Raw genomic sequence first — 23,923 nt, 5'->3', positions numbered from 1 at the left:
TTTTGGTAATAAACAAAACTACACATTGTTCCACACTAAATCTTAGTTCCAAATTATTAGCACAAGCATTACTGCACTTCTGATAACCTTTCAAAAACCTGTTTGCTTTTTTTTCTTTGTCCGAACAAACCTAAAGCAAGCATGGCAACAGAGAAAAAGAACAGAACATCCTTTTTAAGAACCATAGGATGAGTTAAACGATATGCCAAATCAAAAACCACCAACAGAATCGGTAGCCAAAATAAATATATTCCTGATTTTGAAGCAAAAAATCCAGGTAAAAGAACGATTTTATTTTCCTCGTTTGTTTGCTGTCCATTGTACTTACTAATGTGCTGAGAAATTAAAACTACTATGGATTCTTCATCTACCGCATCATATAAATTCCAGGAATCAATAATTTCAAACTTAAAATTACGGTCGCTTTTGCAATGTATTTTCACTACAAAGCCTTTTCCCGAAAGTGCTTTAAAAGGTCGTACCTGGTAGCTCGCTATTTCATCCCAATTGATAGTGGTATTATTTTCCTCATCAATTTCCTGAACTTCAAAACCGAGTTTATTTACTACAAAAGTTGCGTTTCTGGTACACATCTTTTTTATAAACCAAAAGCAGATAAACGGAACCGCGAAAAAACTAATTGCACCAAAAACACATGATGCATATGTTCCGTGAAAAATATAAGGGAAAATCATCGCAATTGGCCCGGAAACACAAACAGCCAAAATATACAGAAGAACTCCTTTTGGTGTGTTAAAAAGAGTAACTGGTTTTGCAATTTCGTTTTCCATACCGATACTAATCTTTGTTCTTTAACAAATCTACAATTCTTAGAGCCTGTTTAAATTTTTGTTCAATATATTTCTATGCTTCTTTCATCACCTAAAAAATGGCAGGCAGTACGTTTTTGATTTTTTTAAATTGATACAGTCGCCAATTTTTATAGGGTAAAAGAAGCATTGGCTCTTTTTAATATAAATTTAAACAGGCTCTTAATTCCTAAAAATTATCTTTGCCCCCGTTATGAGCAAAAACAACGACGAGCTTTTTAAAAACGTGATCGCCCATGCCAAAGAGTATGGCTTTGTTTTCCAGTCCAGCGAAATTTACGACGGGTTGAGTGCAGTTTATGATTACGGCCAATACGGCGCGGAACTGAAAAACAACATCAAAACTTACTGGTGGAAAGCGATGGTGCAGTTGAACGAAAATATTGTGGGCATTGATTCTGCTATTTTTATGCACCCCAAAATTTGGGAAGCCAGCGGACACGTTGCCGGTTTTAACGATCCGATGATTGACAATAAGGATTCTAAAAAACGTTACCGGGCGGATCAGTTATTGGAAGATAAGATTGCGAAATACGATAAAGAAGGCAAAACCGATAAGGCCGAAGCGTTGCAGTTGGCCATGGACGACGCTTTAAAAGCCGAAGATTTTTCGCGGTTAAAAGAATTGATTGAAGAACATGAAATTGCTGATCCGGTTTCCGGAACCAGAAACTGGACTGAAGTTCGTCAGTTCAATCTGATGTTTTCGACACAATTTGGCGCAATGGCAGAAGGCTCGGACGAAGTTTATTTACGGCCGGAAACGGCGCAAGGGATTTTCGTGAACTTTCTAAACGTGCAGAAATCTGGCCGGATGAAAATCCCGTTTGGAATTGCGCAGATTGGTAAAGCGTTCCGGAACGAAGTGATTGCCCGTCAGTTTATTTTGCGGATGCGTGAATTTGAGCAAATGGAAATGCAATTCTTTATCAAACCGGGAACCGAACCGGAATGGTTTGCGCATTGGAAAGCGGCGCGTTTAAAATGGCATTTGGCTTTAGGCACTTCGCCCGAAAAATACCGTTTCCACGACCACACCAAACTGGCACATTACGCCAACGCCGCTACGGATATTGAGTTTGAGTTTCCGTTTGGGTTTAAAGAAGTGGAAGGAATACACAGCCGCACTGATTTTGATTTGTCTCAGCATGAAAAATTTTCGGGCAAAAAGTTGCGTTTTTTCGATCCGCAGGAAACCGACAAAGAGAAACAAAGCTATGTGCCGTATGTGATTGAAACTTCCATCGGTTTGGACCGCATGTTTTTGCTCACGCTCATCAACGCTTACGAAGAACAGGATTTAAGCGAAGGCGATAAAAAAGACAGTCGCGTAGTATTGAAGTTTCCTCCTGCCCTCGCTCCTATCAAGGCAACTATTCTTCCCTTGACCAAAAAAGATGGTTTGCCGGAAAAAGCACGCGACATTATGGACAAGCTGAAACTGGATTTCAATTTGCAGTATGATGAAAAAGACTCCATTGGGAAACGTTACCGCCGCCAGGATGCGATTGGCACGCCGTTTTGTATCACGGTAGATCATCAAACTTTGGAAGACAATTCCGTTACCATCCGCCACCGCGATACGATGGTGCAGGAACGTGTAAATGCAGATGACCTGGAAAAAATAATTGGCGATTTGGTAAGCTGGAAAAAGGTGTTGGCGTAGGTTCACCAATTTTATATCGATAAAAGAAGCATCACCATAATAAAGTTGAACTTGTAATATAATTTATAAACCATGTTTACACACCACGTTTTTTTCTGGCTTAAAAACAAAACCAGCGATTCAGACAAAAAAGATTTGCTACAAGGTTTACAAACTTTAGCTGCCATTCAACCTAAAATAAGTATCCATATCGGTGTTCCGGCTACAACCAACCGGCCGGTAATTGATACTTCTTATGATTTTTCTTTGCTGCTGATTTTTAACAATTTACAAGAACAGGAAAGCTATCAGGTTGATTCCGTTCATGAAGCTTTCGTTAAAAACTGCGCACACCTTTGGGAAAAAGTCGTAATTTATGATTCTGTGGATGCTGAATAAGCAATACTTCTTTTACCATATAAAAAACGCGCTCCCGAAAATTAGGAACGCGTTTTTTATGCGATAAAAGAAGCATCAATGGTTAACCGGGTTGTCCGGCCGTTTGATGGTTCCGTTGATATACAAAATCTGGTCAACCTTTTTCGGGTCGCCCTGGTAAACCCAACTGATGTTGCCCACGTAACGGCGGAAAGCGGTGTTCACTTCGTCCGGCGTTAGTTTTTTTACGTCATCGGCCAAAGTTAAAGAGCGTTTCCAGTTATCGTGCAAAACCTCGTTGGCAGCGATGGACGATGCCTGCGCACTGTTGGTTTCCTGTTTGTAGTAAAAGCTGGTGAGGAAGGTGGTTTTCATATCTTTTACTTCATCCGCATTAAAACCTTCTTTTTTGATCCGTTCTATTAATTGATCTAATACTTTAATGTAAGCATCAGGCTGCGTAGTTGAAACCACAAAACGGGCAGAAGACGTGGCGCCGCCACTAAAATAAGCGCCCGGCGCATACGATAAACCGTTGTTGGTGCGCACATCCAGAAAATGTTTGTCGTAAAAAATCCGCATCGCAACCTGGAAAGCATTAAAATCAGGCGTTCCGGGTTGTGGCCCGCTGGTGATGCCTTCGATATAATTCGTGGCCAGTTCTTTCGGCGTAACGGTAAACGTGTTTTTATAAATACGGAACGATGATTTTTTAAGGGTAAAAGGAGCACCGGGCTTTACGCCGGCCAGCATCGCTTTTACTTTGTTCTCGATTTCGGCTTTGTCCAGATCGGCAACCACCACAATCACCATCCGGCTTCGCGTTAAAATAGATTGATAATAAGCTTTGGTAGCAGCAGCGGTAAAACTTTGCAAAGATTCCACCGTGCCCATCGGGTCTTTGGCGTAATCGCGGCCGGCAAAAGCAACCTGCTCGGCAAATTTATTGATCGCCGCATCCGGCTGCGAGTTTTGCGCTTTCAGGTTGTTAATGGCATCCTGTTTTACGCGGGCGAATTCCTTTTCGTCAAAACGCGGCTGGGTCAAAGCATCTACATAAAGCGGCCAAACGGTGTTGAAATCGCTTTTGATGCAGTTCATCCTAAACACGGCGTAATCCTTGCCGGTGTAGCCGTAAACCTGCGCGCTTACTTTGTCCAGCTTGTTTTTGAAGCTGTTTTTATCATCGTTTTTTGTGCCGCATTCCGTCAAGGCCGACATGGCCAACGATTCAATCCCGGTTTTATCTGCCGGATAATTTTGAACGCCGCCTTTCAAAACGGTTTGCACTTCTACAATTTCGTTTCCGCTGGGCTGTACAATTACTTTTACGCCGTCAACCATCATTTCGTAGGCTGGTTTTTGGGCTTGTGCCGATGTAAATAACCAACCGGTTAAAAACAGCACGATTAGGTTTTTTTTCATTAGAGTGATGTTTTTCAAGGTTATTTAGGTGCAACAAAAAAGGATGAAACATTGGCCTGCTTGTTTAAGGCAGCATTTAAAACGATACCTGCCACAACCGGCTTTTTAACTACGTAAGTGTTCAAAAATCTTTTAATATCCGCCCGGGTTACTTTCTGGTAATTTTTATCCTGGTCGGTTGCGTAATCCAGCGAAGTGCTGCACCAGTTGTAACTTAACTGGCTGGGCAAACTGGACGGTTTTTCTTTCCGGCGGACATCATTGCGCAGTAAAATCGCTTTCGCGTCTTCCAATTGCTTGTCGGTATAATAATCTGGGCTGGCAAAAAGGGCAATTTGCCGGTTCACCTCATCAAAACATTCTTTTAATTTGGTTGGATTGGGCACGATGTCCATTTCTATCGGTCCGGTATAGCGTGCAGTGGAATAATTCAACCCTGCATTGGTAGCCAAGCCTTTATCCACCAAAGCCTGTTGCAGTTTGGATGAATTTAAACCAACAATGGTCGAAAAAACATCGGCAGCCAAAGTAGCGGCAGAATCCGTTCCGGCAGAAGGGCCTTGCCACGAAAACATCATATAAGGCGTTTCGGCGATGGAAGATTCTTTTACAAAAAAAGCAGGTTTGCTTAGCGGTTTAAACGGCGGGATCGGGTATTTTTTCTGGGGATCTTCTGCTGCCGGTGTCCAGCTTCCAAAAATAGTTTCGGCCATTTTAAAAGCATCGTCGTGGTTTACATCACCGCAAATGGTTAGCAAACTATTGTTTGGCACATAATATTTATCCTTGATAATCATCATTTTGGCTGGCGTTGCCGTGTTGATGATCTCGTGGATGCCGATCGGGTTTTTCCTGGTGATCTGGTCTCCCCACAAATACTTTTGCGATTCGAACCACAACTGGAAACCCGGATCGCTCTCGGCCCGCTGAAACTCGCCGTCAACAACCGGCCGTTCCTTTTTCATGTCTTCTTCGCGATAAATCGGAAAACGGATGGCCGCGTTCATAAATTTCAGCCCGGCGTTCAGGCTGTCTTTATCAAACGTAAAAAAATAATTTACGCGTTCTACGTCGGTCGTTCCGTTCCAGATTGCGCCCAGTTCCTGCGTGCGTTTCAAAAATTTTTCCTGCGTTGGGTAATCTTTGTTCGCCTTAAAAAACATGTGCTCAAACAAGTGCGAAAGCCCGCTGTATTCCGGCCCTTCGGTGTAAGCTCCGTTTTTCACGGCAATCTCGATAGTGGTTAGCGGCACTTTTCGGTTTTCAATCACCACAACCTGCAAACCGTTGGGCAATTTTTTCCAGTAATAATTTTCGGGCAAATGCGGGTCGCCGGCAAGGCATACTGTTTTTAGCAGGCAAAAAAGCAGCAAGCCCAATAATTGTAAAAATTTAGCTTTCATGTAACTCGGTTTTAGGAACGGAAAGTATTAATTTTTTTTCGGAAACCAACAGGCCAATTTCAATAAAAGCAAGGTTTCCATCTATCAACTATAAACTTGTTAATCCATACCAACTTTTACTGTTTTTATGCCGGTAAAAACAGCAAGTTTTTTAACGTAAAGTAATTTGAAAACCAGCTTTATTTTTTTGAAAAGCCAACGTAACTAACTGAAAATGTACACGTATAACCCTTCACCAAATAACAAAACCAATGAAAAGATTTAGCTATTTCTACCTGATTGCCATCTTAGTAATTGCTGCCACTTATGCTTATTTACTTTTAACCTATTTTTGGATTATGACAGCCTTTATCCTTGCTTCAAGCTTGTTTAGTTTTATGGTTTTTTTAGTGAAAACCCGTGTTACAAACCCGGTTACGGATGAACTGTACCAAGAACAACCGATTGATTTTTACAAAACCGAAACCAGGACAAGCTATTACTTAAACACCGAAAAAAACTATCACGATACGGATCAGTCTTTTTTTAACGATCAGCCAAAACAGGCAAACGCCAGCTAAACAAAGCATCGCAAAAACGATCCGGTAAAATAACAAACCGATACTGTTTTTATCCTGCAAATTTTATTGCCAGGAGCAATTTCAAGCCGATCAAAAGCAGCTTTTTGCAGAAGTTTTTTCTGCAAAAAGCTGCTTTTGTATTTTGCCGGGGTTCAGCCGTAAATGCGCATACTGTTTTTACCGGTATATTTTCTATTTGGATAAATCCTCGTAATTTTAAAACGCCAATTAGAATTACCTGATGAGATTGATTTTTTGTTGTGACAGATAACCTGCTTTTTATTGATACCGAAGCTTCCGGCCTGCCTAAAAAATGGAACGCCCCTTATTCTAAAGTCAACAACTGGCCGTTTTCTGTCCAGGTTTCGTGGCTGGTTTATAACCCTCAAGGCAATTTGATCAAGCAGGAAGACCATTACATCAAAGACGACGATTTTAAAATCACGCCTGACGCCCTAAAAATCCATGGCATTACACGTGAGTTTTTGAACGAACACGGCCAGCCGCGCCACCAGGTGATGCAGTTGCTGGCGCAGGATATTTTAAACTATCAGCCTTTGCTTGTCGGCCATTTTATGGAGCTGGATTACCACGTCATCAGTGCCGATTTCTTTCGTTCGGGCGTAGAAAACCCTGCCGTTAATGCCAAAATGTTTTGCACCATGCTGGCAACGAAGCAATTGGCGCGCAGCCCGCAAAGCAAATATTTGCGTTTGGGCGATCTGTACGAATGGTTGTTTAACCAGCCTTTGCTGCACCAGCACAATGCTTTGGTAGATGCCAAAGCCACTTCTGAATGTTTTTTTGAACTGAACAAAAGAGGCGAAATAGACGACGAATACATTTTAAAACAGCAATCGCTGAAACATTACGAGCCGCCTATCAACCGTTTTATTGGCTGGGCTTTGGTGATTTTGATCGTTTTAATACTCATCATTTTAATTACCTACCGTGGAACCACTTGAATTTCTGCAAAAAACCGCGCCTTTTAATGTGTTGCCTGCCGAAACTTTGGCCAGTACCGCGCAGCAACTGCAAAAGGTAACTTACGACAAAGAAACGGTGGTTTACCAGCAGGAAATTACCAAAATGAAAGGTGTGGATTTGATTGTTGCCGGCGAATACGAATCCTTTTTTTACGATAACACCCACAACCGGCGGCTGGTTGAGAACCACCGGGAAGGTTTTTGTTTTGGCGGCCAGTCCATCCTGCTCAACCGAAACCGCTCTTTACGGACGGTAATTGCAAAAGAAGGAACGGTGGTTTATTTCCTTCCGCGTAAAACCTTTAAATCGCTTTGCCTGGCTTTTGATGATTTTTTCCAATTCTTCACCATTGATTTTGGCCGAAGGATGATGAACGAAGAGTTTGCCAACTTTTTTAAAAACCCGGCTGCTTTTGCCGAAACGCATATCGCTTCCGATCAACTCTATTCCAAAAAAATCATTGATATCGAGCAACGCGCCATCGTTTCCTGCCCCGCCGATACACCGGCTTATCTGGCAGCGGCGCAAATGGCACAGGCAAAAGTGAGTTGTCTTTTTGTTACCGATCAGGAAAAGATTGTTGGTTATGTTACCGATATCACCATCCGCGACAATGTGGTGGCCAAACAGGTTGATGCCGCAACGCCAATCCGGGAAGTAATGGACAACCCAATCCTGTCCATCAATGCACATGCTTTTGTTTATGAAGCTATTTTGATGATGTTCCGTACCCAAACGCGTTATTTGCTGACGGAGGAAAACGGAAAATACATCGGTTTTTTAAGCCGGAACAAACTACTGAGCGACCAGGCGCAATCGCCGCTGGTTTTTATCCAGTCGGTAAAATCTGCCGTATCGGTTAAGGAGTTAAAACAAAAATGGCAGCGCGTGCCGATGTTTGTGATGCAACTGCTGGATCGCGGTGTAAACGCAGAAATTGTAAACCAGGTCATCACCACCATTGCAGATACGATTGCGCTGAAAGTGATCGAATCGGTCATATCCGAATTGGGCGAACCGCCGGCAAAATTTGTTTTTATGGCTTTGGGAAGCGAAGGCCGAAAAGAACAAACCTTAAAAACCGACCAGGACAATGCGATTGTGTACGAAGACAAAGCCAACGAGCACCGCGAACTGGTGCGCGAATATTTTTTAACATTTGCCGATATTGTTTCGGAACGTTTAAACAGCATCGGTTTTAGTTTTTGCACCGGCGGTTTTATGGCGAAAAACCCGAAATGGACGCATTCTTTATCGCATTGGAAACGGAATTACACCGAGTGGATGGAAGAATCCGTGCCGGAAACGATCATCAATTTTTCTACTTTTTTTGATTGCCGTTTTATTTACGGTGATATCACGATTATGAACGATCTGAAATCGTTTTTAGATGAAGCTTTGAAAAAACCGATGGAAAAAGTTTTCTTCCATATGGCCAACAACGCTTTGCAGTACGAACCGCCGCTTACTTTTTTCCGAAACATCCGGACGATAACACGCGATAATTTGGAAGTTTTTGACATTAAAAAAGCGATGACACCGATTGTTGACCTGGTTCGCATCTATGCTTTAAAAAACCGCATTTTCGATGTCAACACCGGTGAACGTTTAAAAGCCTTGCACGAAAAAGGTGTTTTCACAGCAACCGAATTGAACGAGCTGCTGCAATCCTACTATTTTTTGATGAGCATGCGCTTGAAAAACCAGGCCAACCAAATCATCCACCAAAAATCAGAACCCAACAATTATATCCAAATCAGCAATTTAACCACGATTGAAGAAGCCACTTTAAAAGAGATTTTCAAGATCATTAAGAATTTCCAATTGGGTATCCGGGTTCGGTTTACCAATCGGTTGTTGGGGTAAAACTGCTGCTGTTATTCAACTTCAACCAAAAGCCAATACTTCTTTTACCGGCATAAAATTGGTGAGCCTTTTTCGCTGCAACAGCTTTCCCAAAAAACTTCAAGGCGGATAATTGTTAACCTGCCATGAACTCTTCTAACATTGCCCAAGCAAATACCGGCATCAGCAAACTGACTTTATGGGTGATGACGATTGCGACGGGTTTGGTTGTGGCCAACATTTATTATGCGCAACCGCTGCTGGAAGATATTGCAAAAACTTACCATGTGAGCAATGGCGCCGCCGGCAACATTGCCACGCTTACGCAAATGGGCTACGCTTTTGGTATGTTGTTTTTGATTCCTTTGGGCGATATGCTGAAACGGAAAAGGCTGATCATGGTAGATTTTGGCCTGATCGTTTTGGCTTTGCTGCTGGCGGCTTTTGCACCAACTTTCCCAATAATGCTGCTGGCCAGTTTTTTGATCGGCTTTACTTCTATCGTGCCGCAACTGATTATCCCAATGGCGGTTCATCTTTCCAAACCTGAAGAAAGGGGAAAAACGGTAGGTTTTGTAATGAGCGGTTTGCTGATCGGTATTTTACTTTCGCGCACCATCAGCGGTTTTGTGGGCGAACGTTTTGGCTGGCATGTCATGTTTATGATTGCCGCCGTGCTGATGCTTCTTTTATGGGCCATAATTTACTTTTTGTTCCCGGAGATTGAGCCGCAATACAATGGAAACTACGGCGGTTTGATGCGCTCATTGATCACTTTAATCCAAACCGAACCGTTATTGCGGCTGGCCGCTTTGCGTGGCGCGCTGTGTTATGCCTGCTTTGGCGCATTCTGGACAACTTTGATCTTCCTGCTGCGCGAACCACAATTTAATTTAGGCAGTGAGGCAGCAGGTTTATTTGGTTTGGTGGGTGCTTTTGGTGCTTTGGGCGCGGCTTTGATGGGAAGGATCAGCGATAAAACAAACCCTTACACCGTTACCACTTTTTCGATTTTGCTGGTCATTGTTTCGTTTGTGGTGTTCTTTTTTTCGGGAAGCAGTCTAGCCGGTTTAATCATTGGTGTGATCTTGCTTGATTTGGGCGTACAAGCAACGCACATTTCTAACCAGACAACGATTTTTTCCCTTTCCCAGGAAGCCCGAAACCGGTTGAACACGGTTTACATGGTTACTTACTTTTTGGGCGGCGCAACGGGCACATTTTTGGCCAGCCGTGTTTGGAACACTTGGCATTGGCAAGGCGTAACGGTTATCGGCATTGTTTTGTCTGTTGCTGCCGAACTTGTACACCTCTCCTACCGTAAAACTGTACGGTTAAACCTAAAATTGGATTGAATTCTGAACAGCTTTTAAAACTTGCTTACTGCTGTTTTTAATAGAAATACTGTTTTAGCGTTTGCAGATGACTTGTTTACCGGTTAGTTTTCAATAGTCTATATTTAAAGCAATTAAAGTTTTAAAATTTAAGCAACAAGCAAATGCCTGGCATAATCTTGGAAAGACGTTCAACAAGAATAACGGAAATATGACTACTGAAAACAGCATTCCCGATGAAAGTTCTGAAGAAAAAGACTGGGCCGATCCGTTAAACCCGGAAAAACCAGCCGATAGCAGAGACGAAGAACAATTTACGAGACAGGTTACCGAAGCAAAACGGAGAAAAAACAATTTAACTGAAAAAGACCATATTGATAAACCAAAAAAATCAACCAAAAAATAAAGCATTAAAATATTTTAAACATGAAAACAAATACCGACTCCGTTAATAAAATGATCAAAAGTTTTGACAAAGAACTAAGAAACCTTTTGATGACCGATTTAAAAGTAATGCGCGTAGCCAGCAAAGCCATCGCAAAAAAGATAAACCGCATAAGCACGAACGAAGGAGAACAACAATTGTCCATCGCCTAAAAATAGAGCTACTACAAAAAAAGCTGTACTTATTAATTTAAGTGCGGCTTTTTTTTTGGATTTGGTTTTTTAGCCCAATAATCAGGGCCTTTTGAATCTGTATAAAAAAAACAACGATGCTTCTTTTACCCTATAAAAATTGGCGCTGGTATCAATTTTCATAAACCAAAAACCAATGTTCACCAATTTTTATGCGGTAAAAGAAGCATGGGAAATAAATAAAACAAAACTTAAACAAGCCCTTAATTGATACCGTTCAGCTTCTTGATCAGATCCACTTCATCCTGTTTGTACGGCGTTCCGTCTCCCCTAAAAATATCATGGAACCATTCTATCGGTTCTCCGCCGTTTGGCATTGGCGTGCTCCAGGCGTAAATCGTGTTGGTTTTGCCGGATACAAAGCCCCAATTTATTGCGCCAACATTTTCGGCTTTTAGCATCGGCATAATGTTACTAAAACGGCTGTTGAGTGTACGGGCCATATATTCTGTACAAATGAGCGGCCTGCCATAAGTTTTCAATTGTTGGATAATCTTCAAATGCTGCGCCGGTTCTTCGTAATCATGGTAAGTGATGATGTCCGAATGCGAGGTTTGAAACTGGTTTAGTTTATCAAAATTCCAGGCCCAAACACCTGCCGTTATTGGCTGGTCGGGATTTACTTCTCTTGCCCACACAAAAACCTGGCTAAGCAGCGGAAGCGAAGTTTCGCCTTTGTTGGAATTTCCCGGCTCGTTGTACAAATCCCACATCAAAATCCGGTTGTCATGCGCAAAAGAAGTAAGCATAGCTTTTACATATTTTTCCAATCCGGGGAAATTGCTGCTGTCTGCCGATGCAGGCTGGCCGGGGTCTTGCAGCCAGCCCGAATTATGGATGCCTGTTTTCGGTGCCGGTTGTTTGCCAATTTGTGGCGTTGTGTTCCAGCAATCATCAAAAAAAACAAAAACAGGCTGAATGTGGTGCTGTGCCGAAATTGTCAGAAACTGATTTACCCGTTTTTTAAAGCCTTCCGGGTCTTGCTTCCAGGCCAGGCTGTGCAAAAAAACCCGCATAGTATTAAAGCCAATCCCTTCTGCCCAGCCTAATTCTTTGTCAATGGTTTTTGGGTCGAAGGTATCGGCCTGCCACATTTCCAATTGGTTAACTGCCGTTGCAGGGATATAGTCCGCGCCGGAAAGCCACTTATGGTTTGCGTACCAAGTGTTTGCTTTTTCTTTCGTCCAAACACTTGCCGTTACAGTGCTGTTGCCTTTGTCAACAACAACATCTGTTTTTTTACCACACGAAACAGTAAGCAGGACAACGAAAAGCAATCCTGACAAATAACAGTTGACCAACTTCATCATCTTGAAATGCTTGATTTTTACCTGGTAAAAGAAGTATGATAAGTTTTGATTCTGGTAGAAGGCTGATAACCTGTAGCTTTCGGATAAACAAATATAAACACTATTTCAAATCCAATACTGTTTTTATCACCTCTTTTTTGGTTTGATTTTAACAGCCGGTTTACGGGTTTTGGTTTTTGTCTGAAGGAATGGTAATCGGCACACCTGCTTTTACCGGCTCGCCAAAATTTGGCGTGCCATCTTCGTTCCAGGTAAATTTTTGCGCACGGGGCGACCGTTCCCGCCCGCAGCCTTGTCCCGGTTGCGAGTTGGCGTGGTATAAAATCCAGTCTTCCGTTCCGTCCGGCGATTTAAAAAACGAATTGTGGCCGGGCGCATAAACCCCGTTTTCCGGAGATTGCTTAAAAACCGGTTGTGCAGATTTTGTCCACGAAGAGGCACGGCGCAAATTACTGTTTGCCGAAGCCGTTAGCATGCCCAAAGCATAAAAATCTGTCCAGCAGCCGCTTGCCGAGTAAACCACAAAAATTTTGTTTCCATGTTGCAAAAATTGCGGGCCTTCGTTCACGTCCACATGCGCCGGGTTGTTGGCATCGTGCAAGTCGCCATTCCGCTCCCACGGATAGGTTGGTGTCGAGATCAAAGTACGTTTTCCCTTTATCGTCCAGGGGTTTTTCATTTTGGCGATGTAGATATTCTGGCGGCCGTTCACATCGCCTGCCCAGCCTGCCCAAACCATGTACAACTTGCCTTTCTGCTCAAAAACATCACTGTCTATGGCCCATTTATCGGCCGAACGTGCGGCTACTTTCCCTTTAAAAACCCATTCGCCTGCAAACGGGTCGGCAGAAGCATTTTCCAAAACATACGTGCGGTGGTGGTTATTGTCGCCGTCGTCCGCAGCAAAATAAGCATACCATTTGCCTTTGATAAAATGAAATTCGGGTGCCCAAACCTCTCTGGAATAAGCAGTTCCGGCAGGCGGTGTCCAAATCACTTTGTGTTCGGCGTTTTTCAGGTCGGCCAGGTTTTTGGTTTTCCACAACATCAAATTATCGCCTAAAGTATTGGTGTAATAATAAAAACCGTCTTTGTAAAAGCTGTACGGATCGGCACCGGAAGGCAGCAACGGATTGGTAAAAGTTTGGTTTTGGGCAAAAGAAAGCCTCGCCAAAAAAAGCAAAGCCAAAACAAGAAGGAGATTTTTTTTCATAACGGGATCAAGTTGAAATCAGCAATACATAATTTTAGGTGGTAAAAGAAGCATTAAACTTATTTAAACTTTTGTTTTTGTAAGAATAAGACTATTTACAATGACAATCAACTCATCCCCCTAACCCCCTTCAAAGGGGGAAGCCTATCGCCTACCTTTCTAAAGTTTAGAAATTCGGAGATGGAAAGATATGCGCCCTGGCCCTTTTCCCCCTTTGAAGGGGGTTAGGGGGATGACTTTGTTTTTTGCCCGATAAAAGAAGTAGCCAGAAATAAGTTTAAACACAAATTCATTGGTAACAATACTTCTTTTAGCACCCTTTTCTTAAATACCCGATCATCAGTTCAGCCGTTTTTGCCGATGCGCCTGGTTCGCCCATTTTTTCGTCCAGCAAGTTGTAATTATCCAGCATGGTTTGGCGATAAGTCTGGTCATTCAATAACCGGTTTAACTCCGCGCTGATTTTTTCCAGTGTGCAATCCTGCTGGATCAGTTCTTTCACAATCTCCCGGTCCATAATTAAATTTACCAGCGAAATAAAACGGATTTTGATCAGTAACCGCGCAATCGCAATCGTGATAAAATTCCCTTTGTAAAGCACCACTTGCGGCACATGGAACAAAGCCGTTTCCAAAGTTGCCGTGCCCGAAGCAACCAAAGCGGCGTGTGCATGTTCCAGCAAATCATACGTTTGGTTGAAGATGACCGGCACCAATTTTTGGCCGGTAAAAGAAGCATAATGGTTTTGGTTGAATGAAGGCGCACCGGCGATGACAAACTGATAATCCGGAAACTGATCCGCAATGGCCAGCATTTCGGGCAAAATCCCTTTCAGTTCCTGCTTGCGGCTGCCGGGCAAAAGCGCCACAATTGGCTTTTGGCCGAGGTTATTTTGGGCGAGGAACGACTCATTTTTTTGGTGGCTAAAAACAGCATCCAGCAGCGGGTTGCCGATGTAATCCACTTTCATGTCCCACGATTGGTAAAAATCAACTTCAAAAGGCAAAATACAAAACATTTTATCAACCACCTTTTTGATATTCAAAACCCGTTTCTGGTTCCAGGCCCAAACTTTTGGCGAAATATAGTAAAAAACCTTAAAGCCATTTTCCTTACAAAAAGTCGCAATTTTTAGGTTGAAGCCCGGAAAATCAACCGGGATAACCACATCCGGTTTCCAAGCTGCAATATCTTCTTTGCAGCTTTTCATGTTTTTCAGGATTTTGCGGAGGTTGAGCGCGACTTCCACAAAACCCATATAAGCCATTTCGGCATAATGTTTTACCAGCGTCCCGCCTTCGGCCTGCATCAAATCCCCGCCAAAATACCGGAACTTTGCCTGCGGATCTCTTTCTTTTAAAGCCGCCATCAAATTCGCGCCATGCAAATCTCCCGAAGCTTCGCCCGCAATTAAATAATATTTCATCGTTAATGAAGCTTGATTTTGAACACAAAAGTTAAGATTACGACCGTAAAAGTAACGATGAGCAAACCAATTCCGGCCTTTTCGGCATTGGCTTTATAAATTTGTTTGAGCAGAATTAAGTTGATGGCGACCGCGATGAGGTACGGAACTCCGGGTTTGTCCGCAATAATTTCCCGCCGGAAAAACACTTCCGAAAAAACCCAGGCCAATAAAGGCAATATCAGCCCAAGCAACATCCCAACGACCACATTATTTTTTACCTGCATCAACCAAAATTACAAGAAAAATCAATGAAGTTGAAGGAGTTGGGTTAACATTTATTCCTGAAAATTCCAGTTGTTTAAAAGGCCGATGACGTGGTGCGCCGTCATATCAAACTGAACGGGAACGACCGAAACATACTGATGTTCCAACGCCCAAACATCGGTATCTTCTCCGTGGTCGTTTACCTGGAAAACACCGGTGAGCCAGTAATATTTGCGTTTGTGCGGGTCTAAACGCTCGTCAAATTCTTCGGCCCATTTGGCGTTTGCCTGCCGACAAATTTTAATGCCTTTAAGTTCTTTGGTATTGGGGAAATTGACGTTGAGCAGCGTAGCTTGCGGCAAACCATGGTTCAAAACCTGCTCCGCAATTTGTTTGATGTACTTTTTTGCGGGAGAAAAATCAGCTTCCAACGTAAAATCGTCCAACGAAAAACCGATGGAAGGAATGCTTTCGATGGCGCCTTCTACCGCTGCCGACATCGTTCCGGAATACAACACATTGATGGAATTATTCAAGCCGTGGTTGATGCCGGAAACACACAAATCCGGTTTTTTACCTTTAAAAACCACGTTTACGGCCAGCTTCACACAATCAACCGGCGTGCCGGAGCATTTGTACATTTCCACGCCTTCGTACAAATCCACTTTATCCAAGCGTAAGGGTTTGCCGATGGTGATGGCGTGCCCCATCCCGGATTGCGGGCTGTCTGGCGCAACCACCACCACGTTGCCAAGTTCCTGCATCACTTCGATCAATGCTTTTATTCCTGGCGCGGTAATGCCATCGTCGTTCACCACTAAAATTGTCGGTTTTGCTGCTGCTGCCATGCCGCGAAATTATAAATAAGATTTTTTATATTTGATAGATGCAGACTACCGAAACGAAAAACAAATACACGGTTAAGGATTACATGCTTTTGGAAGAAGGTGCGCCCTTTCAGTTGATAAATTATGATTTGATTATGTCTCCTTCGCCTAACCCTTATCACCAAAGCATATCCTTTGAACTGTCCACCTTATTAAACAATTATTTAAAAGCAACAAAAAATAAAGGTTACGCCTCGGCTGCGCCCCTTGATATTTATTTTAATGATGGAAATGTTCTTCAGCCAGACCTGATTTATTTTTCTAAGGAAAAAAAAACAGTAATTGTTAAAGATAAAATTGAAGGAACCCCAGATTTAGTAATAGAAATTCTTTCGCCTTCCAACGCTTATTATGATTTACGCCAGAAAAAAGATTTGTACGAAAAGTACGGCGTTCGGGAATACATCATCATAGACCCAATACAGCAAATGGTCGAGGTGCATGTTTTAAAGGAAGAAATATTTGTGTTGGATCAAAAAGTAAAGCAACCGGGTGTTTTTCATTCCACCATTTTACAAGGTTTTACGGTTAATCTTCAAGAACTTTTTGAGCAATAAAAAAGGAAACCTGCAATCAAGCTTCCTTAAATTTTATACGGTAAAAACAGTATTACAAGCTTTCCAGCCAGCTTACCACTTGGTCGCGGGTTTTGCCGGTTTTGGTTTGCAGCTTGCCCAACAGTTCGTCGTCTTTACCTTCTTCGTGTTTCAAATCATCGTCAGTCAAATCGCCGTAAGCTTGTTTTACTTTGCCTTTTAACTGGTTCCAGTTGCCTTTTAAATCGAGTCCCATAATCGTAATTGTTTAAGTATCGTGATAATAAAAGGGGGTAACACGAAAAATGGTTTTTGGTTTTTGAGACTTAAAAAGAGGCGGTAAAAGAAGCATCAGGTTGAAAAGAATAACGAGCACGCTTTGGTTTTTTATTAATAATTTTCATCCTTTATTTGTGTTTGGATTATCCAGCTTTAGTATCTTTGTTATAACCTAATAGAAAATTAAATGAACAACACTTATTTATATATTGCAATTGTTGTAGCTGTTATAAGTTTAATTGCCTGTATCCGCGTAATCGTATTGTACTTTTGGCAAATTAAACATTCTGATACCATCACTTTTGTTAAAGGCGACCGCAGCGTTACTGTTTCTAAAAACTACACACGCGAAGACAGCGAAAAGCTGATGCAGTTGTAAATGCAGGCAGTTTCTAAACCGGATATTTCTGTAAAAAACGCAACCACTACTTTAACAATAGGTTTAACTACCTTCTTCGAAGTTCTTGCCGGTTTAATAGAAAACAACACGCTTCGTGTGACTATCATCTCCTTAATCCCAATTGTTGTTTTCGGGATTATTTATTTGGGCAACCAATTGGTAAAAGAAATCAATTACAAAAGAGGTGTAAAATATTACACCAAATTGATTGCCCGCAGAAAAAAGGATTTATTAGAAACTGTTGACCTGTTAGAAATTGAACATCTAAAAACACAGATCAGGGAACACGAAAACACGTTGGACAAACTTGGGGAAGACCATTATAAAATTTTGACTGAATAATTGTTCATTCAGTTACCGGTTTTGCAATGGCACCAATAATACGCGAAACGGCACCGTTATATCAAAACATCAGGCTGCTGCTTAGCGTACAAAGCCAACATGGAAAACAAATTAAACCAGCTTGGCACTCATTGCCCAGGCTGCAACTTCTTTATTTACACGCCCTTAGAACAAATTTTATTTGCAACCGAATTGAAGTGCAAAGCCTGTTCATTAACATTTACACCGGATAAAACAAGTTGCGAACAACTATTAAAGCAGTTGCAGGAAACGGATTTTGTGTTTTAATGTTGCCAATAGTTAAGCTGAAGTAACTGCTTTTTTTAGCCCAGCACTTCTTCCAGCACTTCGTGCGAATGGATTTGGCCGAAACTATCAATGTGAAGTGCGTAATATTCAATCAATCGGTCCAGCAAATATTTTCGGATATCGTTGGGCAAACGGATTTTAGGCAAATCTTCAAAATTTCGGCCGATCAATAAATTAAAATATTGTGTGTAAGGCGGCGCGAGGTACAAGTTGTGTTCCGGTTTTGATTTCACGAACAAGCCATCTTTCAAATCAAAATAAGCGGCTGTTCCGGCTTCGTTTCGTTCGGGATGAAAACCGAGATACCGACTTAACTGCACTAAAAACAGCAAATGGAAATTGGCCAGTCCGTGCTCCTGGTGGTCCAGCCATTCAATTGAATAAAAAATAAAATTGAACAGGTTTTCGTCTGAAGATTCCTGCCGCACGGCTTTGTAAAGCACCTCGTTCAAAAAAATAACGAGCGAACTTTTAACAATATCATAAGGAATGGTGGTTAAAATCGGTGCGTTTTTCAATTCGGAAACACGCTGAATATTGCCGTTCAGTTTATGGTAAACCACCATTTCGAGCAGATGCAGCGGCTGCAGCATGTTCCGGCTAATCTTTGCCCTCGGTTTTTTAACGCCGTTGATTAGGTAAGCCTGCAACCCGAATTTCTCCGTAAAAATTTGCACCACCACGCTGCTTTCGCTGTAATCGGTCGTTTTAAATACAATGCCGCGCGTTTTGTGTAACATCCTGCTAAACTAAAACATTCTGGTTGATCGGCAGAAAAACGAATGCTTCTTTTATCGGCATAAAAACAGTGAGCAACACCAAATTTATGCCGATAAAAGAAGCATTGGCCATGCAATTCCGGCCGATTTGTTTTACATAATCCAATTAAAAATCTCGGTAAAAAGCGTATTTTTGCACCTCAAAAATCTAAGGTAAACGCATTGATGTACAAGGAATATAAGCAGCTTAACCTGCCGGAGCTTGGAAACGAAGTCCTGGAATTTTGGAAGCAGAACAACATCTTCGAAAAAAGTATCAGCAGTCGTCCGGCCAGCAAACCTTACACTTTTTATGAAGGCCCGCCTTCGGCCAACGGAATGCCCGGAATCCACCACGTGATGGCACGTTCCATCAAAGATATTTTTTGCCGCTACAAAACGTTAAAAGGTTTCCAGGTAAAACGCAAAGGCGGCTGGGACACGCACGGTTTGCCGATAGAATTGGCGGTTGAAAAAGCGTTGGGCATCACCAAAGACGACATCGGCAAAAAGATTTCAATTGAAGATTACAACGCCGAGTGCCGCAAAGAAGTAATGCGTTACACCGATGTTTGGAACGACCTGACCGAAAAAATGGGTTATTGGGTTGACCTCGAAGATCCGTACATCACGTACAAAAACGAATACATTGAAACCCTTTGGTGGATTTTAAAGGAGTTTTATAAGAAGGGATTTCTGTACAAAGGTTACACTGTGCAGCCTTATTCGCCTGCGGCAGGCACTGGTTTAAGTTCGCACGAATTGAATCAGCCGGGCACTTATCGCAACGTAAAAGATACTTCGATTACGGCGGAGTTTCATCTGATTCCAAACCAAATCCATCCGTTAATTCCGGTTTTGTTTGAGGAAGAAACAGAAGATACGGCCATTTTAGCCTGGACGACCACTCCCTGGACTTTGCCTTCCAATTGTGCATTGGCCGTTGGCGATAACATCAATTACGTCAAAATAAAAACCTTTAATCCTTACACTTACGCTCCCGTTAGCGTTGTTTTGGCCAAGGATTTAATCAATCAATACTTCAAAAAAGAAGGCGAGCATGCTTCTTTTACTGATTATAATTCGGGAGATAAAATCATTCCCTGGGAAATTGCGGCTGAATTTAAAGGTGCAGAATTGGTTGGTTTGCGCTATCACCAACTGATGCCTTATGTTTCCAACGAAGACTTGGAGCAAAACGCTTTCCGCGTTATTTCCGGTGATTTTGTTACCACGGACGACGGAACCGGCATTGTGCACACCGCTTCTATTTTTGGTGCGGATGACTTTCGGGTTGCGCGTGCAAATGGTGTTCCTTCGGTTTTGGTGAAAGATGAAAACGGCAAAGAAGTTCCGTTAGTGAACAAACAAGGCCGCTTTGTTGCCGAAGTAACCGATTTTGCCGGAAAGTTCGTCAAAGAAGAATATTACAGCGAGGCCGAACGCGCTAATCCGGATTTTAAAGCGACTGATGTTTTAATCGCCATCAAATTAAAAGAAGACAACAAAGCGTTCGACGTAAAAAAATACGAGCATAGTTATCCGCATTGCTGGCGCACCGATAAACCAATTTTGTATTATCCGTTAGATAGCTGGTTTATCAAAACCACAGCGGTTAAAGAGCGGATGGTGGAACTGAACAAAACCATCAACTGGAAACCGGAATCAACCGGAACCGGACGTTTTGGCAACTGGCTGGAAAATTTGGTGGATTGGAACCTTTCCCGTTCGCGTTATTGGGGAACGCCGTTGCCGATTTGGCGGACAGAAGATGGTTTGGAAGAACTTTGCATCGGTTCGATAGAAGAACTGAAAAGTGAAATCCAAAAATCCATTGATGCTTCTTTTATGCCACTAAATTTTGTGTTGACAGATTTGCACCGTCCGTTTGTGGATGATGTAATCCTGGTTTCTTCCACCGGAAAAAAAATGTTCCGCGAACCGGATTTAATTGATGTTTGGTTTGATTCCGGCGCGATGCCTTATGCGCAACATCATTTTCCATTTGAAAATAAAGCAGCTTTTGAAAACGCTTTTCCGGCAGATTTTATCGCCGAAGGTGTTGACCAAACCCGCGGCTGGTTTTTTACGCTGCACGCCATCGCCGTGATGCTGATGGATTCCGTAGCTTATAAAAACGTGGTTTCCAATGGTTTGGTGTTGGATAAAAACGGCAACAAAATGAGCAAGCGTTTGGGCAACGCTGTTGATCCATTTAAAACTCTGGAGCAATACGGCCCGGATGCCACGCGTTGGTACATGATCAGCAATGCCTCGCCCTGGGACAATTTAAAGTTCAATTTAGAAGGTTTGGACGAAGTGCGCCGCAAGTTTTTCGGTACGCTTTACAACACCTATTCGTTCTTCGCTTTGTACGCCAACATTGATCAGTTTAAGTATGAAGAAGCCGACATCGAAAGACAAAACCGGCCCGAAATTGACCGCTGGATTTTATCGTTATTAAACACGTTAAGCCAGGAAGTGGATGCTTTTTACGCTGATTTTGAGCCGACAAAAGCAGCACGCGCCATCCAGGATTTTGTGGATGCGCACCTCAGCAACTGGTACGTTCGCCTCAGCCGACGCCGTTTTTGGAAAGGCGATTACAGCGAAGACAAACTTTCGGCTTACCAAACTTTATACACTTGTTTGGTTACGATTGCCAAGTTAATGTCGCCGATTGCACCGTTTTTTGCCGAGCGTTTGTTTCAAGATTTAAACTCAATCACCCAAAAAGAAAACGTAGAATCGGTGCATCTGGCGGATTTTCCGGCTTATCACTTGGATTTGGTGGACAAAGAACTGGAAGAACGGATGCAGTTGGCGCAGGATATTTCTTCGTTAACGTTGTCGCTTCGGAAAAAAGTTGGAATAAACGTCCGCCAGCCGTTGAGCAAAATTTTACTGCCGATTTTAAACCCGCATTTCCAGCAGCAGGTGGAGCAGGTGAAGGAGCTGATCTTGTCTGAAACCAACATCAAAAATATTGAGTACATTACGGACAATGCTTCTTTTATCAGCAAAAAAATCAAACCGAATTTTAAAGCTTTGGGCAAAAAAGTTGGGAAAGATATGAAACAAGTTGCGGAAGCCATTGCCCGATTTAGCCCTGAACAAATTGCCGAACTGGAACAAAACGGACAAATCCTGATCCCTCAAACCTCACACCTCCTAACTTCATCGGATGTAGAAATTACGGCCGAAGATGTTCCGGGATGGCAAGTTGCAAGTTTAGGAAAGCTTACGGTTGCGCTGGATGTGGCTTTAACCGACGAATTGAAGCAGGAAGGCATTGCCCGCGAACTGATAAACCGCATCCAAAACCTGCGCAAAAGCAGCGGTTTCGAGGTAACTGATAAAATTAATGTTAAGTTAAATGGCGGTGTGGCCATTGCAGAAGCGGTAAGCAACAATTTATCCTATATTTGCGCCGAAATTCTGGCCGTTGATTTGATATTGGATACGCAGCTTAACAAAGGCGAAAAAGCAACGATAAACGACGAAGAAATATTGATCGAAATAACCAAAGTATAGATGAAGAACGAACAAGCGTACGAAAAAAACAGATATTCTGATACTGAACTAAAAGAATTTAAAGACCTTATTTTAGAAAAACTCCGCGTAGCAAAACAAGAACTCAACGCACTTACTTCTTCTTTAAGCAGTCCGAACTCGCATGGCACTGACGATACTTCCGGGACTTATAAAACTTTGGAAGACGGATCGGCCACGATGGAAAAAGAGCAGATCAACCAGTTGGCCGCACGCCAGAAAAAGTTTATCGAACAATTGGAAGCTGCTTTGGGCCGCATCGAAAACCGCACTTACGGCCTTTGCCGCGAAACCGGAAAACTGATCCCGAAAGAGCGTTTGCGCGCCGTGCCGCATACCACTTTGAGCATGGAAGCCAAAATGAAACAGTATTAAATGAAATCTACCTACACCAAGCCATTTTTAATTGCTGCGTTTATTGTGCTGGCCGACCAGATTTTGAAAACCTGGGTACGCACGCACATGGTTTTGGGCGAAGAAATTAAGCTGCTGGGCAACCGCGGCTTTTTGCATTACACCGAAAACAACGGGATGGCTTTTGGCTGGGAACTGGGCGGCGAAGCGGGCAAACTGGCTTTAACGCTTTTCCGGATTTTGGCCGTTTCGGGTATTGCGTACGGCTTGGTTTATTTGATTAGGCATAAATTTCACCGCGGACTGATCCTCACCATTGCGCTTATTTTTGCAGGCGCTTTGGGCAATATCATTGATTCGGCTTTTTACGGTTTAATTTATCATTACGCACCAATATTTCAAGGCCGTGTGGTGGATATGTTTTATTTCCCGCTGCTTACCGGCGTTTTCCCGTCGTGGGTGCCGGTTTGGGGCGGAGAAGAATACATCTTTTTCCGTCCGGTTTTTAACATTGCCGATGCCGCAATTTCGGTTGGCGTGGTGCTGATTCTATTGAACCAAAAGAAGTATTTTAAAGAAGATATCAAAGAAGAACCGCAACCGAACAGTGAAATTGTAGAGGAATGATGTTGTCATTCTGAACTTGTTTCAGAATCCCTCAAAATAGATTTAGAAGCCGGAATAACTTACTGCCTTTTTGTGTTTTTCTGATATTTCTTCATGCTTCTTTTATCGGCATAAAAATGGTGTCATTTCGACCCGAAGGGAGAAATCTTCTTCAAAGCGATAATTTAGTTTTTTCCTTGTCCGTTCTTTTTGCTTGATCAAAAAGAACCAAAAAATCAAGAATGCCGGATCGCCTCCGGGCGGCATTCAACCCCACGCTCCTAGGCGGCTACCTGCAAACGGCCCTGACAATTCAATAAAAACAGGAACTTCCTTTTATTCACCTAATTTATACCGATAAAAGAAGCATCTGAAAAAATATCATTTTAAAAGCGTAAGATAACGACCAAACATTCCGAAGCGGCAGGTATGCGCCAAGGTGCGGAAAGGCCGGACAAAACGCCCGGAGGGATCGGGTTTGTCTTGAATTTTTGGTTCTTTTTGTTCAAGCAAAAAGAACGTTATATAAAGTTCAATATATTTTTACAAATAGATAAAAAAGTTGTAGTTTGGCTGTATGGGCAAAGTGGCATTGACAGTGAAGAACTATACATCGGAAGAACTGAGGTCTTTGTTGCGTAAAGACGAGAAGTTCGGGCAAG

25 protein-coding genes are annotated in these 23,923 nt (G+C 42.6%); 15 read left to right on the top strand and 10 right to left on the bottom strand.

The features are described from left to right. Positions 1-68: 68 nt before the first annotated feature. Positions 69-791 (bottom strand): hypothetical protein, encoded by a 723-nt coding sequence (locus tag V5804_RS07405; protein WP_369590744.1) that lies wholly within the window; start codon positions 789-791, stop codon positions 69-71. A 232-nt stretch (positions 792-1,023) separates the two neighbouring features. Between V5804_RS07405 and V5804_RS07400 the strand changes: the two genes are divergently transcribed. Both V5804_RS07400 and V5804_RS07395 read left to right on the top strand, forming a co-directional pair. Beyond that, positions 1,024-2,496, top strand: a complete 1,473-nt coding sequence (locus V5804_RS07400) for a glycine--tRNA ligase (RefSeq protein WP_369590743.1) — start codon at positions 1,024-1,026, stop codon at positions 2,494-2,496. A gap of 72 nt (positions 2,497-2,568) precedes the next feature. Next, complete coding sequence (locus tag V5804_RS07395) at positions 2,569-2,874, top strand: Dabb family protein (protein ID WP_369590742.1); 306 nt, start codon at positions 2,569-2,571, stop codon at positions 2,872-2,874. Between the two features lie 75 nt (positions 2,875-2,949). Here V5804_RS07395 and V5804_RS07390 read toward each other — a convergent pair whose 3' ends face one another. Together V5804_RS07390 and V5804_RS07385 are read right to left on the bottom strand one after the other, a co-directional pair. Then, positions 2,950-4,278 carry a M16 family metallopeptidase gene (locus V5804_RS07390; RefSeq protein WP_369590741.1) on the bottom strand — a complete coding sequence of 443 codons (1,329 nt, stop codon included), beginning with the start codon at positions 4,276-4,278 and terminating at the stop codon, positions 2,950-2,952. 20 nt (positions 4,279-4,298) lie between these two features. Then, positions 4,299-5,681 carry a M16 family metallopeptidase gene (locus V5804_RS07385; RefSeq protein ID WP_369590740.1) on the bottom strand — a complete coding sequence of 461 codons (1,383 nt, stop codon included), beginning with the start codon at positions 5,679-5,681 and terminating at the stop codon, positions 4,299-4,301. Between the two features lie 251 nt (positions 5,682-5,932). On the opposite strand from V5804_RS07385, the gene V5804_RS07380 reads away from it, so the two are divergent. From V5804_RS07380 to V5804_RS07355, 6 genes are all read left to right on the top strand, one after another. Next, entirely contained in the window at positions 5,933-6,241 is a 309-nt protein-coding gene (locus V5804_RS07380; protein WP_369590739.1) for a hypothetical protein, read from the top strand. Between the two features lie 260 nt (positions 6,242-6,501). Further along, complete coding sequence (locus V5804_RS07375) at positions 6,502-7,206, top strand: exonuclease domain-containing protein (protein WP_369590738.1); 705 nt, start codon at positions 6,502-6,504, stop codon at positions 7,204-7,206. Next, the gene (locus V5804_RS07370; RefSeq protein WP_369590737.1) at positions 7,193-9,094 is read left to right on the top strand and encodes a DUF294 nucleotidyltransferase-like domain-containing protein; all 1,902 of its coding nucleotides are present in this window, start codon (positions 7,193-7,195) and stop codon (positions 9,092-9,094) included. The genes V5804_RS07375 and V5804_RS07370 overlap by 14 nt, the downstream gene beginning before the upstream one ends. A gap of 125 nt (positions 9,095-9,219) precedes the next feature. Continuing rightward, positions 9,220-10,428 carry an MFS transporter gene (locus V5804_RS07365; protein ID WP_369590736.1) on the top strand — a complete coding sequence of 403 codons (1,209 nt, stop codon included), beginning with the start codon at positions 9,220-9,222 and terminating at the stop codon, positions 10,426-10,428. A 190-nt stretch (positions 10,429-10,618) separates the two neighbouring features. Next, positions 10,619-10,813, top strand: a complete 195-nt coding sequence (locus V5804_RS07360) for a hypothetical protein (RefSeq protein ID WP_369590735.1) — start codon at positions 10,619-10,621, stop codon at positions 10,811-10,813. Between the two features lie 20 nt (positions 10,814-10,833). Further along, positions 10,834-11,004: a hypothetical protein gene (locus V5804_RS07355; protein ID WP_369590734.1), complete on the top strand. Its 171-nt coding sequence runs from the start codon at positions 10,834-10,836 to the stop codon at positions 11,002-11,004. Between the two features lie 242 nt (positions 11,005-11,246). Here the strand turns inward: V5804_RS07355 and V5804_RS07350 are convergent, their stop codons facing one another. The 5 genes from V5804_RS07350 to surE all read right to left on the bottom strand — a co-directional run bounded on the left by V5804_RS07350 (position 11,247) and on the right by surE (position 16,086). Further along, positions 11,247-12,353, bottom strand: coding sequence for a cellulase family glycosylhydrolase (locus V5804_RS07350; protein ID WP_369590733.1), 1,107 nt, complete (start codon positions 12,351-12,353; stop codon positions 11,247-11,249). Between the two features lie 160 nt (positions 12,354-12,513). Beyond that, positions 12,514-13,566: a family 43 glycosylhydrolase gene (locus V5804_RS07345; protein ID WP_369590732.1), complete on the bottom strand. Its 1,053-nt coding sequence runs from the start codon at positions 13,564-13,566 to the stop codon at positions 12,514-12,516. A gap of 310 nt (positions 13,567-13,876) precedes the next feature. Beyond that, positions 13,877-14,992 carry a lipid-A-disaccharide synthase gene (lpxB, locus tag V5804_RS07340; RefSeq protein WP_369590731.1) on the bottom strand — a complete coding sequence of 372 codons (1,116 nt, stop codon included), beginning with the start codon at positions 14,990-14,992 and terminating at the stop codon, positions 13,877-13,879. 2 nt (positions 14,993-14,994) lie between these two features. Beyond that, the gene (locus tag V5804_RS07335; protein ID WP_369590730.1) at positions 14,995-15,258 is read right to left on the bottom strand and encodes a hypothetical protein; all 264 of its coding nucleotides are present in this window, start codon (positions 15,256-15,258) and stop codon (positions 14,995-14,997) included. A gap of 51 nt (positions 15,259-15,309) precedes the next feature. Further along, positions 15,310-16,086: a 5'/3'-nucleotidase SurE gene (gene surE / locus V5804_RS07330; protein ID WP_369590729.1), complete on the bottom strand. Its 777-nt coding sequence runs from the start codon at positions 16,084-16,086 to the stop codon at positions 15,310-15,312. 38 nt (positions 16,087-16,124) lie between these two features. Here surE and V5804_RS07325 point away from each other — a divergent pair, with 38 nt between their 5' ends. Beyond that, positions 16,125-16,682: a Uma2 family endonuclease gene (locus V5804_RS07325; RefSeq protein WP_369590728.1), complete on the top strand. Its 558-nt coding sequence runs from the start codon at positions 16,125-16,127 to the stop codon at positions 16,680-16,682. Between the two features lie 52 nt (positions 16,683-16,734). Here the strand turns inward: V5804_RS07325 and V5804_RS07320 are convergent, their stop codons facing one another. Beyond that, positions 16,735-16,917, bottom strand: coding sequence for a CsbD family protein (locus V5804_RS07320; protein WP_369590727.1), 183 nt, complete (start codon positions 16,915-16,917; stop codon positions 16,735-16,737). Positions 16,918-17,127: 210 nt separating this feature from the next. On the opposite strand from V5804_RS07320, the gene V5804_RS07315 reads away from it, so the two are divergent. From V5804_RS07315 to V5804_RS07305, 3 genes are all read left to right on the top strand, one after another. Then, positions 17,128-17,319, top strand: coding sequence for a hypothetical protein (locus tag V5804_RS07315; RefSeq protein WP_369590726.1), 192 nt, complete (start codon positions 17,128-17,130; stop codon positions 17,317-17,319). After that, complete coding sequence (locus V5804_RS07310) at positions 17,320-17,682, top strand: hypothetical protein (protein WP_369590725.1); 363 nt, start codon at positions 17,320-17,322, stop codon at positions 17,680-17,682. A gap of 99 nt (positions 17,683-17,781) precedes the next feature. After that, a complete protein-coding gene (locus V5804_RS07305; protein WP_369590724.1) occupies positions 17,782-17,970 on the top strand; it encodes a hypothetical protein in 189 nt (62 codons plus the stop codon). Positions 17,971-18,005: 35 nt separating this feature from the next. Here V5804_RS07305 and recO read toward each other — a convergent pair whose 3' ends face one another. Further along, positions 18,006-18,731: a DNA repair protein RecO gene (recO, locus tag V5804_RS07300; protein ID WP_369590723.1), complete on the bottom strand. Its 726-nt coding sequence runs from the start codon at positions 18,729-18,731 to the stop codon at positions 18,006-18,008. Positions 18,732-18,935: 204 nt separating this feature from the next. Here recO and ileS point away from each other — a divergent pair, with 204 nt between their 5' ends. Genes ileS through V5804_RS07285 form a run of 3 tightly spaced genes read left to right on the top strand, consistent with a single transcriptional unit; the run spans position 18,936 to position 23,282 of the window. After that, positions 18,936-22,283, top strand: coding sequence for an isoleucine--tRNA ligase (gene ileS, locus V5804_RS07295; RefSeq protein ID WP_369590722.1), 3,348 nt, complete (start codon positions 18,936-18,938; stop codon positions 22,281-22,283). Further along, complete coding sequence (locus tag V5804_RS07290) at positions 22,284-22,676, top strand: TraR/DksA family transcriptional regulator (RefSeq protein WP_369590721.1); 393 nt, start codon at positions 22,284-22,286, stop codon at positions 22,674-22,676. Next, on the top strand, positions 22,677-23,282 hold the full coding sequence (locus tag V5804_RS07285) for a lipoprotein signal peptidase (RefSeq protein WP_369590720.1): 606 nt from the start codon (positions 22,677-22,679) through the stop codon (positions 23,280-23,282). Positions 23,283-23,923: the final 641 nt, after the last annotated feature.

The sequence above is a fragment of the Mucilaginibacter sp. genome (genome assembly GCF_041088075.1).
Taxonomy (GTDB): domain Bacteria; phylum Bacteroidota; class Bacteroidia; order Sphingobacteriales; family Sphingobacteriaceae; genus Mucilaginibacter_A.
Note: the sequence above shows the minus strand (reverse complement) of the source record. Positions and strands in the feature narration are given on the sequence as shown.

Excerpts from the sequence above, each read along its gene's own strand:
- V5804_RS07405 (WP_369590744.1), bottom strand. The coding sequence starts at position 791 with ATGGAAAACGAAATTGCAAAACCAGTTACTCTTTTTAACACACCAAAA.
- V5804_RS07400 (WP_369590743.1), top strand. The coding sequence starts at position 1,024 with ATGAGCAAAAACAACGACGAGCTTTTTAAAAACGTGATCGCCCATGCC.
- V5804_RS07395 (WP_369590742.1), top strand. The coding sequence starts at position 2,569 with ATGTTTACACACCACGTTTTTTTCTGGCTTAAAAACAAAACCAGCGAT.
- V5804_RS07390 (WP_369590741.1), bottom strand. The coding sequence starts at position 4,278 with ATGAAAAAAAACCTAATCGTGCTGTTTTTAACCGGTTGGTTATTTACA.
- V5804_RS07385 (WP_369590740.1), bottom strand. The coding sequence starts at position 5,681 with ATGAAAGCTAAATTTTTACAATTATTGGGCTTGCTGCTTTTTTGCCTG.
- V5804_RS07380 (WP_369590739.1), top strand. The coding sequence starts at position 5,933 with ATGAAAAGATTTAGCTATTTCTACCTGATTGCCATCTTAGTAATTGCT.
- V5804_RS07365 (WP_369590736.1), top strand. The coding sequence starts at position 9,220 with ATGAACTCTTCTAACATTGCCCAAGCAAATACCGGCATCAGCAAACTG.
- V5804_RS07360 (WP_369590735.1), top strand. The coding sequence starts at position 10,619 with ATGACTACTGAAAACAGCATTCCCGATGAAAGTTCTGAAGAAAAAGAC.
- V5804_RS07355 (WP_369590734.1), top strand. The coding sequence starts at position 10,834 with ATGAAAACAAATACCGACTCCGTTAATAAAATGATCAAAAGTTTTGAC.
- V5804_RS07350 (WP_369590733.1), bottom strand. The coding sequence starts at position 12,353 with ATGATGAAGTTGGTCAACTGTTATTTGTCAGGATTGCTTTTCGTTGTC.
- V5804_RS07345 (WP_369590732.1), bottom strand. The coding sequence starts at position 13,566 with ATGAAAAAAAATCTCCTTCTTGTTTTGGCTTTGCTTTTTTTGGCGAGG.
- lpxB (WP_369590731.1), bottom strand. The coding sequence starts at position 14,992 with ATGAAATATTATTTAATTGCGGGCGAAGCTTCGGGAGATTTGCATGGC.
- V5804_RS07335 (WP_369590730.1), bottom strand. The coding sequence starts at position 15,258 with ATGCAGGTAAAAAATAATGTGGTCGTTGGGATGTTGCTTGGGCTGATA.
- surE (WP_369590729.1), bottom strand. The coding sequence starts at position 16,086 with ATGGCAGCAGCAGCAAAACCGACAATTTTAGTGGTGAACGACGATGGC.
- V5804_RS07325 (WP_369590728.1), top strand. The coding sequence starts at position 16,125 with ATGCAGACTACCGAAACGAAAAACAAATACACGGTTAAGGATTACATG.
- V5804_RS07320 (WP_369590727.1), bottom strand. The coding sequence starts at position 16,917 with ATGGGACTCGATTTAAAAGGCAACTGGAACCAGTTAAAAGGCAAAGTA.
- V5804_RS07315 (WP_369590726.1), top strand. The coding sequence starts at position 17,128 with ATGAACAACACTTATTTATATATTGCAATTGTTGTAGCTGTTATAAGT.
- V5804_RS07310 (WP_369590725.1), top strand. The coding sequence starts at position 17,320 with ATGCAGGCAGTTTCTAAACCGGATATTTCTGTAAAAAACGCAACCACT.
- V5804_RS07305 (WP_369590724.1), top strand. The coding sequence starts at position 17,782 with ATGGAAAACAAATTAAACCAGCTTGGCACTCATTGCCCAGGCTGCAAC.
- recO (WP_369590723.1), bottom strand. The coding sequence starts at position 18,731 with ATGTTACACAAAACGCGCGGCATTGTATTTAAAACGACCGATTACAGC.
- ileS (WP_369590722.1), top strand. The coding sequence starts at position 18,936 with ATGTACAAGGAATATAAGCAGCTTAACCTGCCGGAGCTTGGAAACGAA.
- V5804_RS07290 (WP_369590721.1), top strand. The coding sequence starts at position 22,284 with ATGAAGAACGAACAAGCGTACGAAAAAAACAGATATTCTGATACTGAA.
- V5804_RS07285 (WP_369590720.1), top strand. The coding sequence starts at position 22,677 with ATGAAATCTACCTACACCAAGCCATTTTTAATTGCTGCGTTTATTGTG.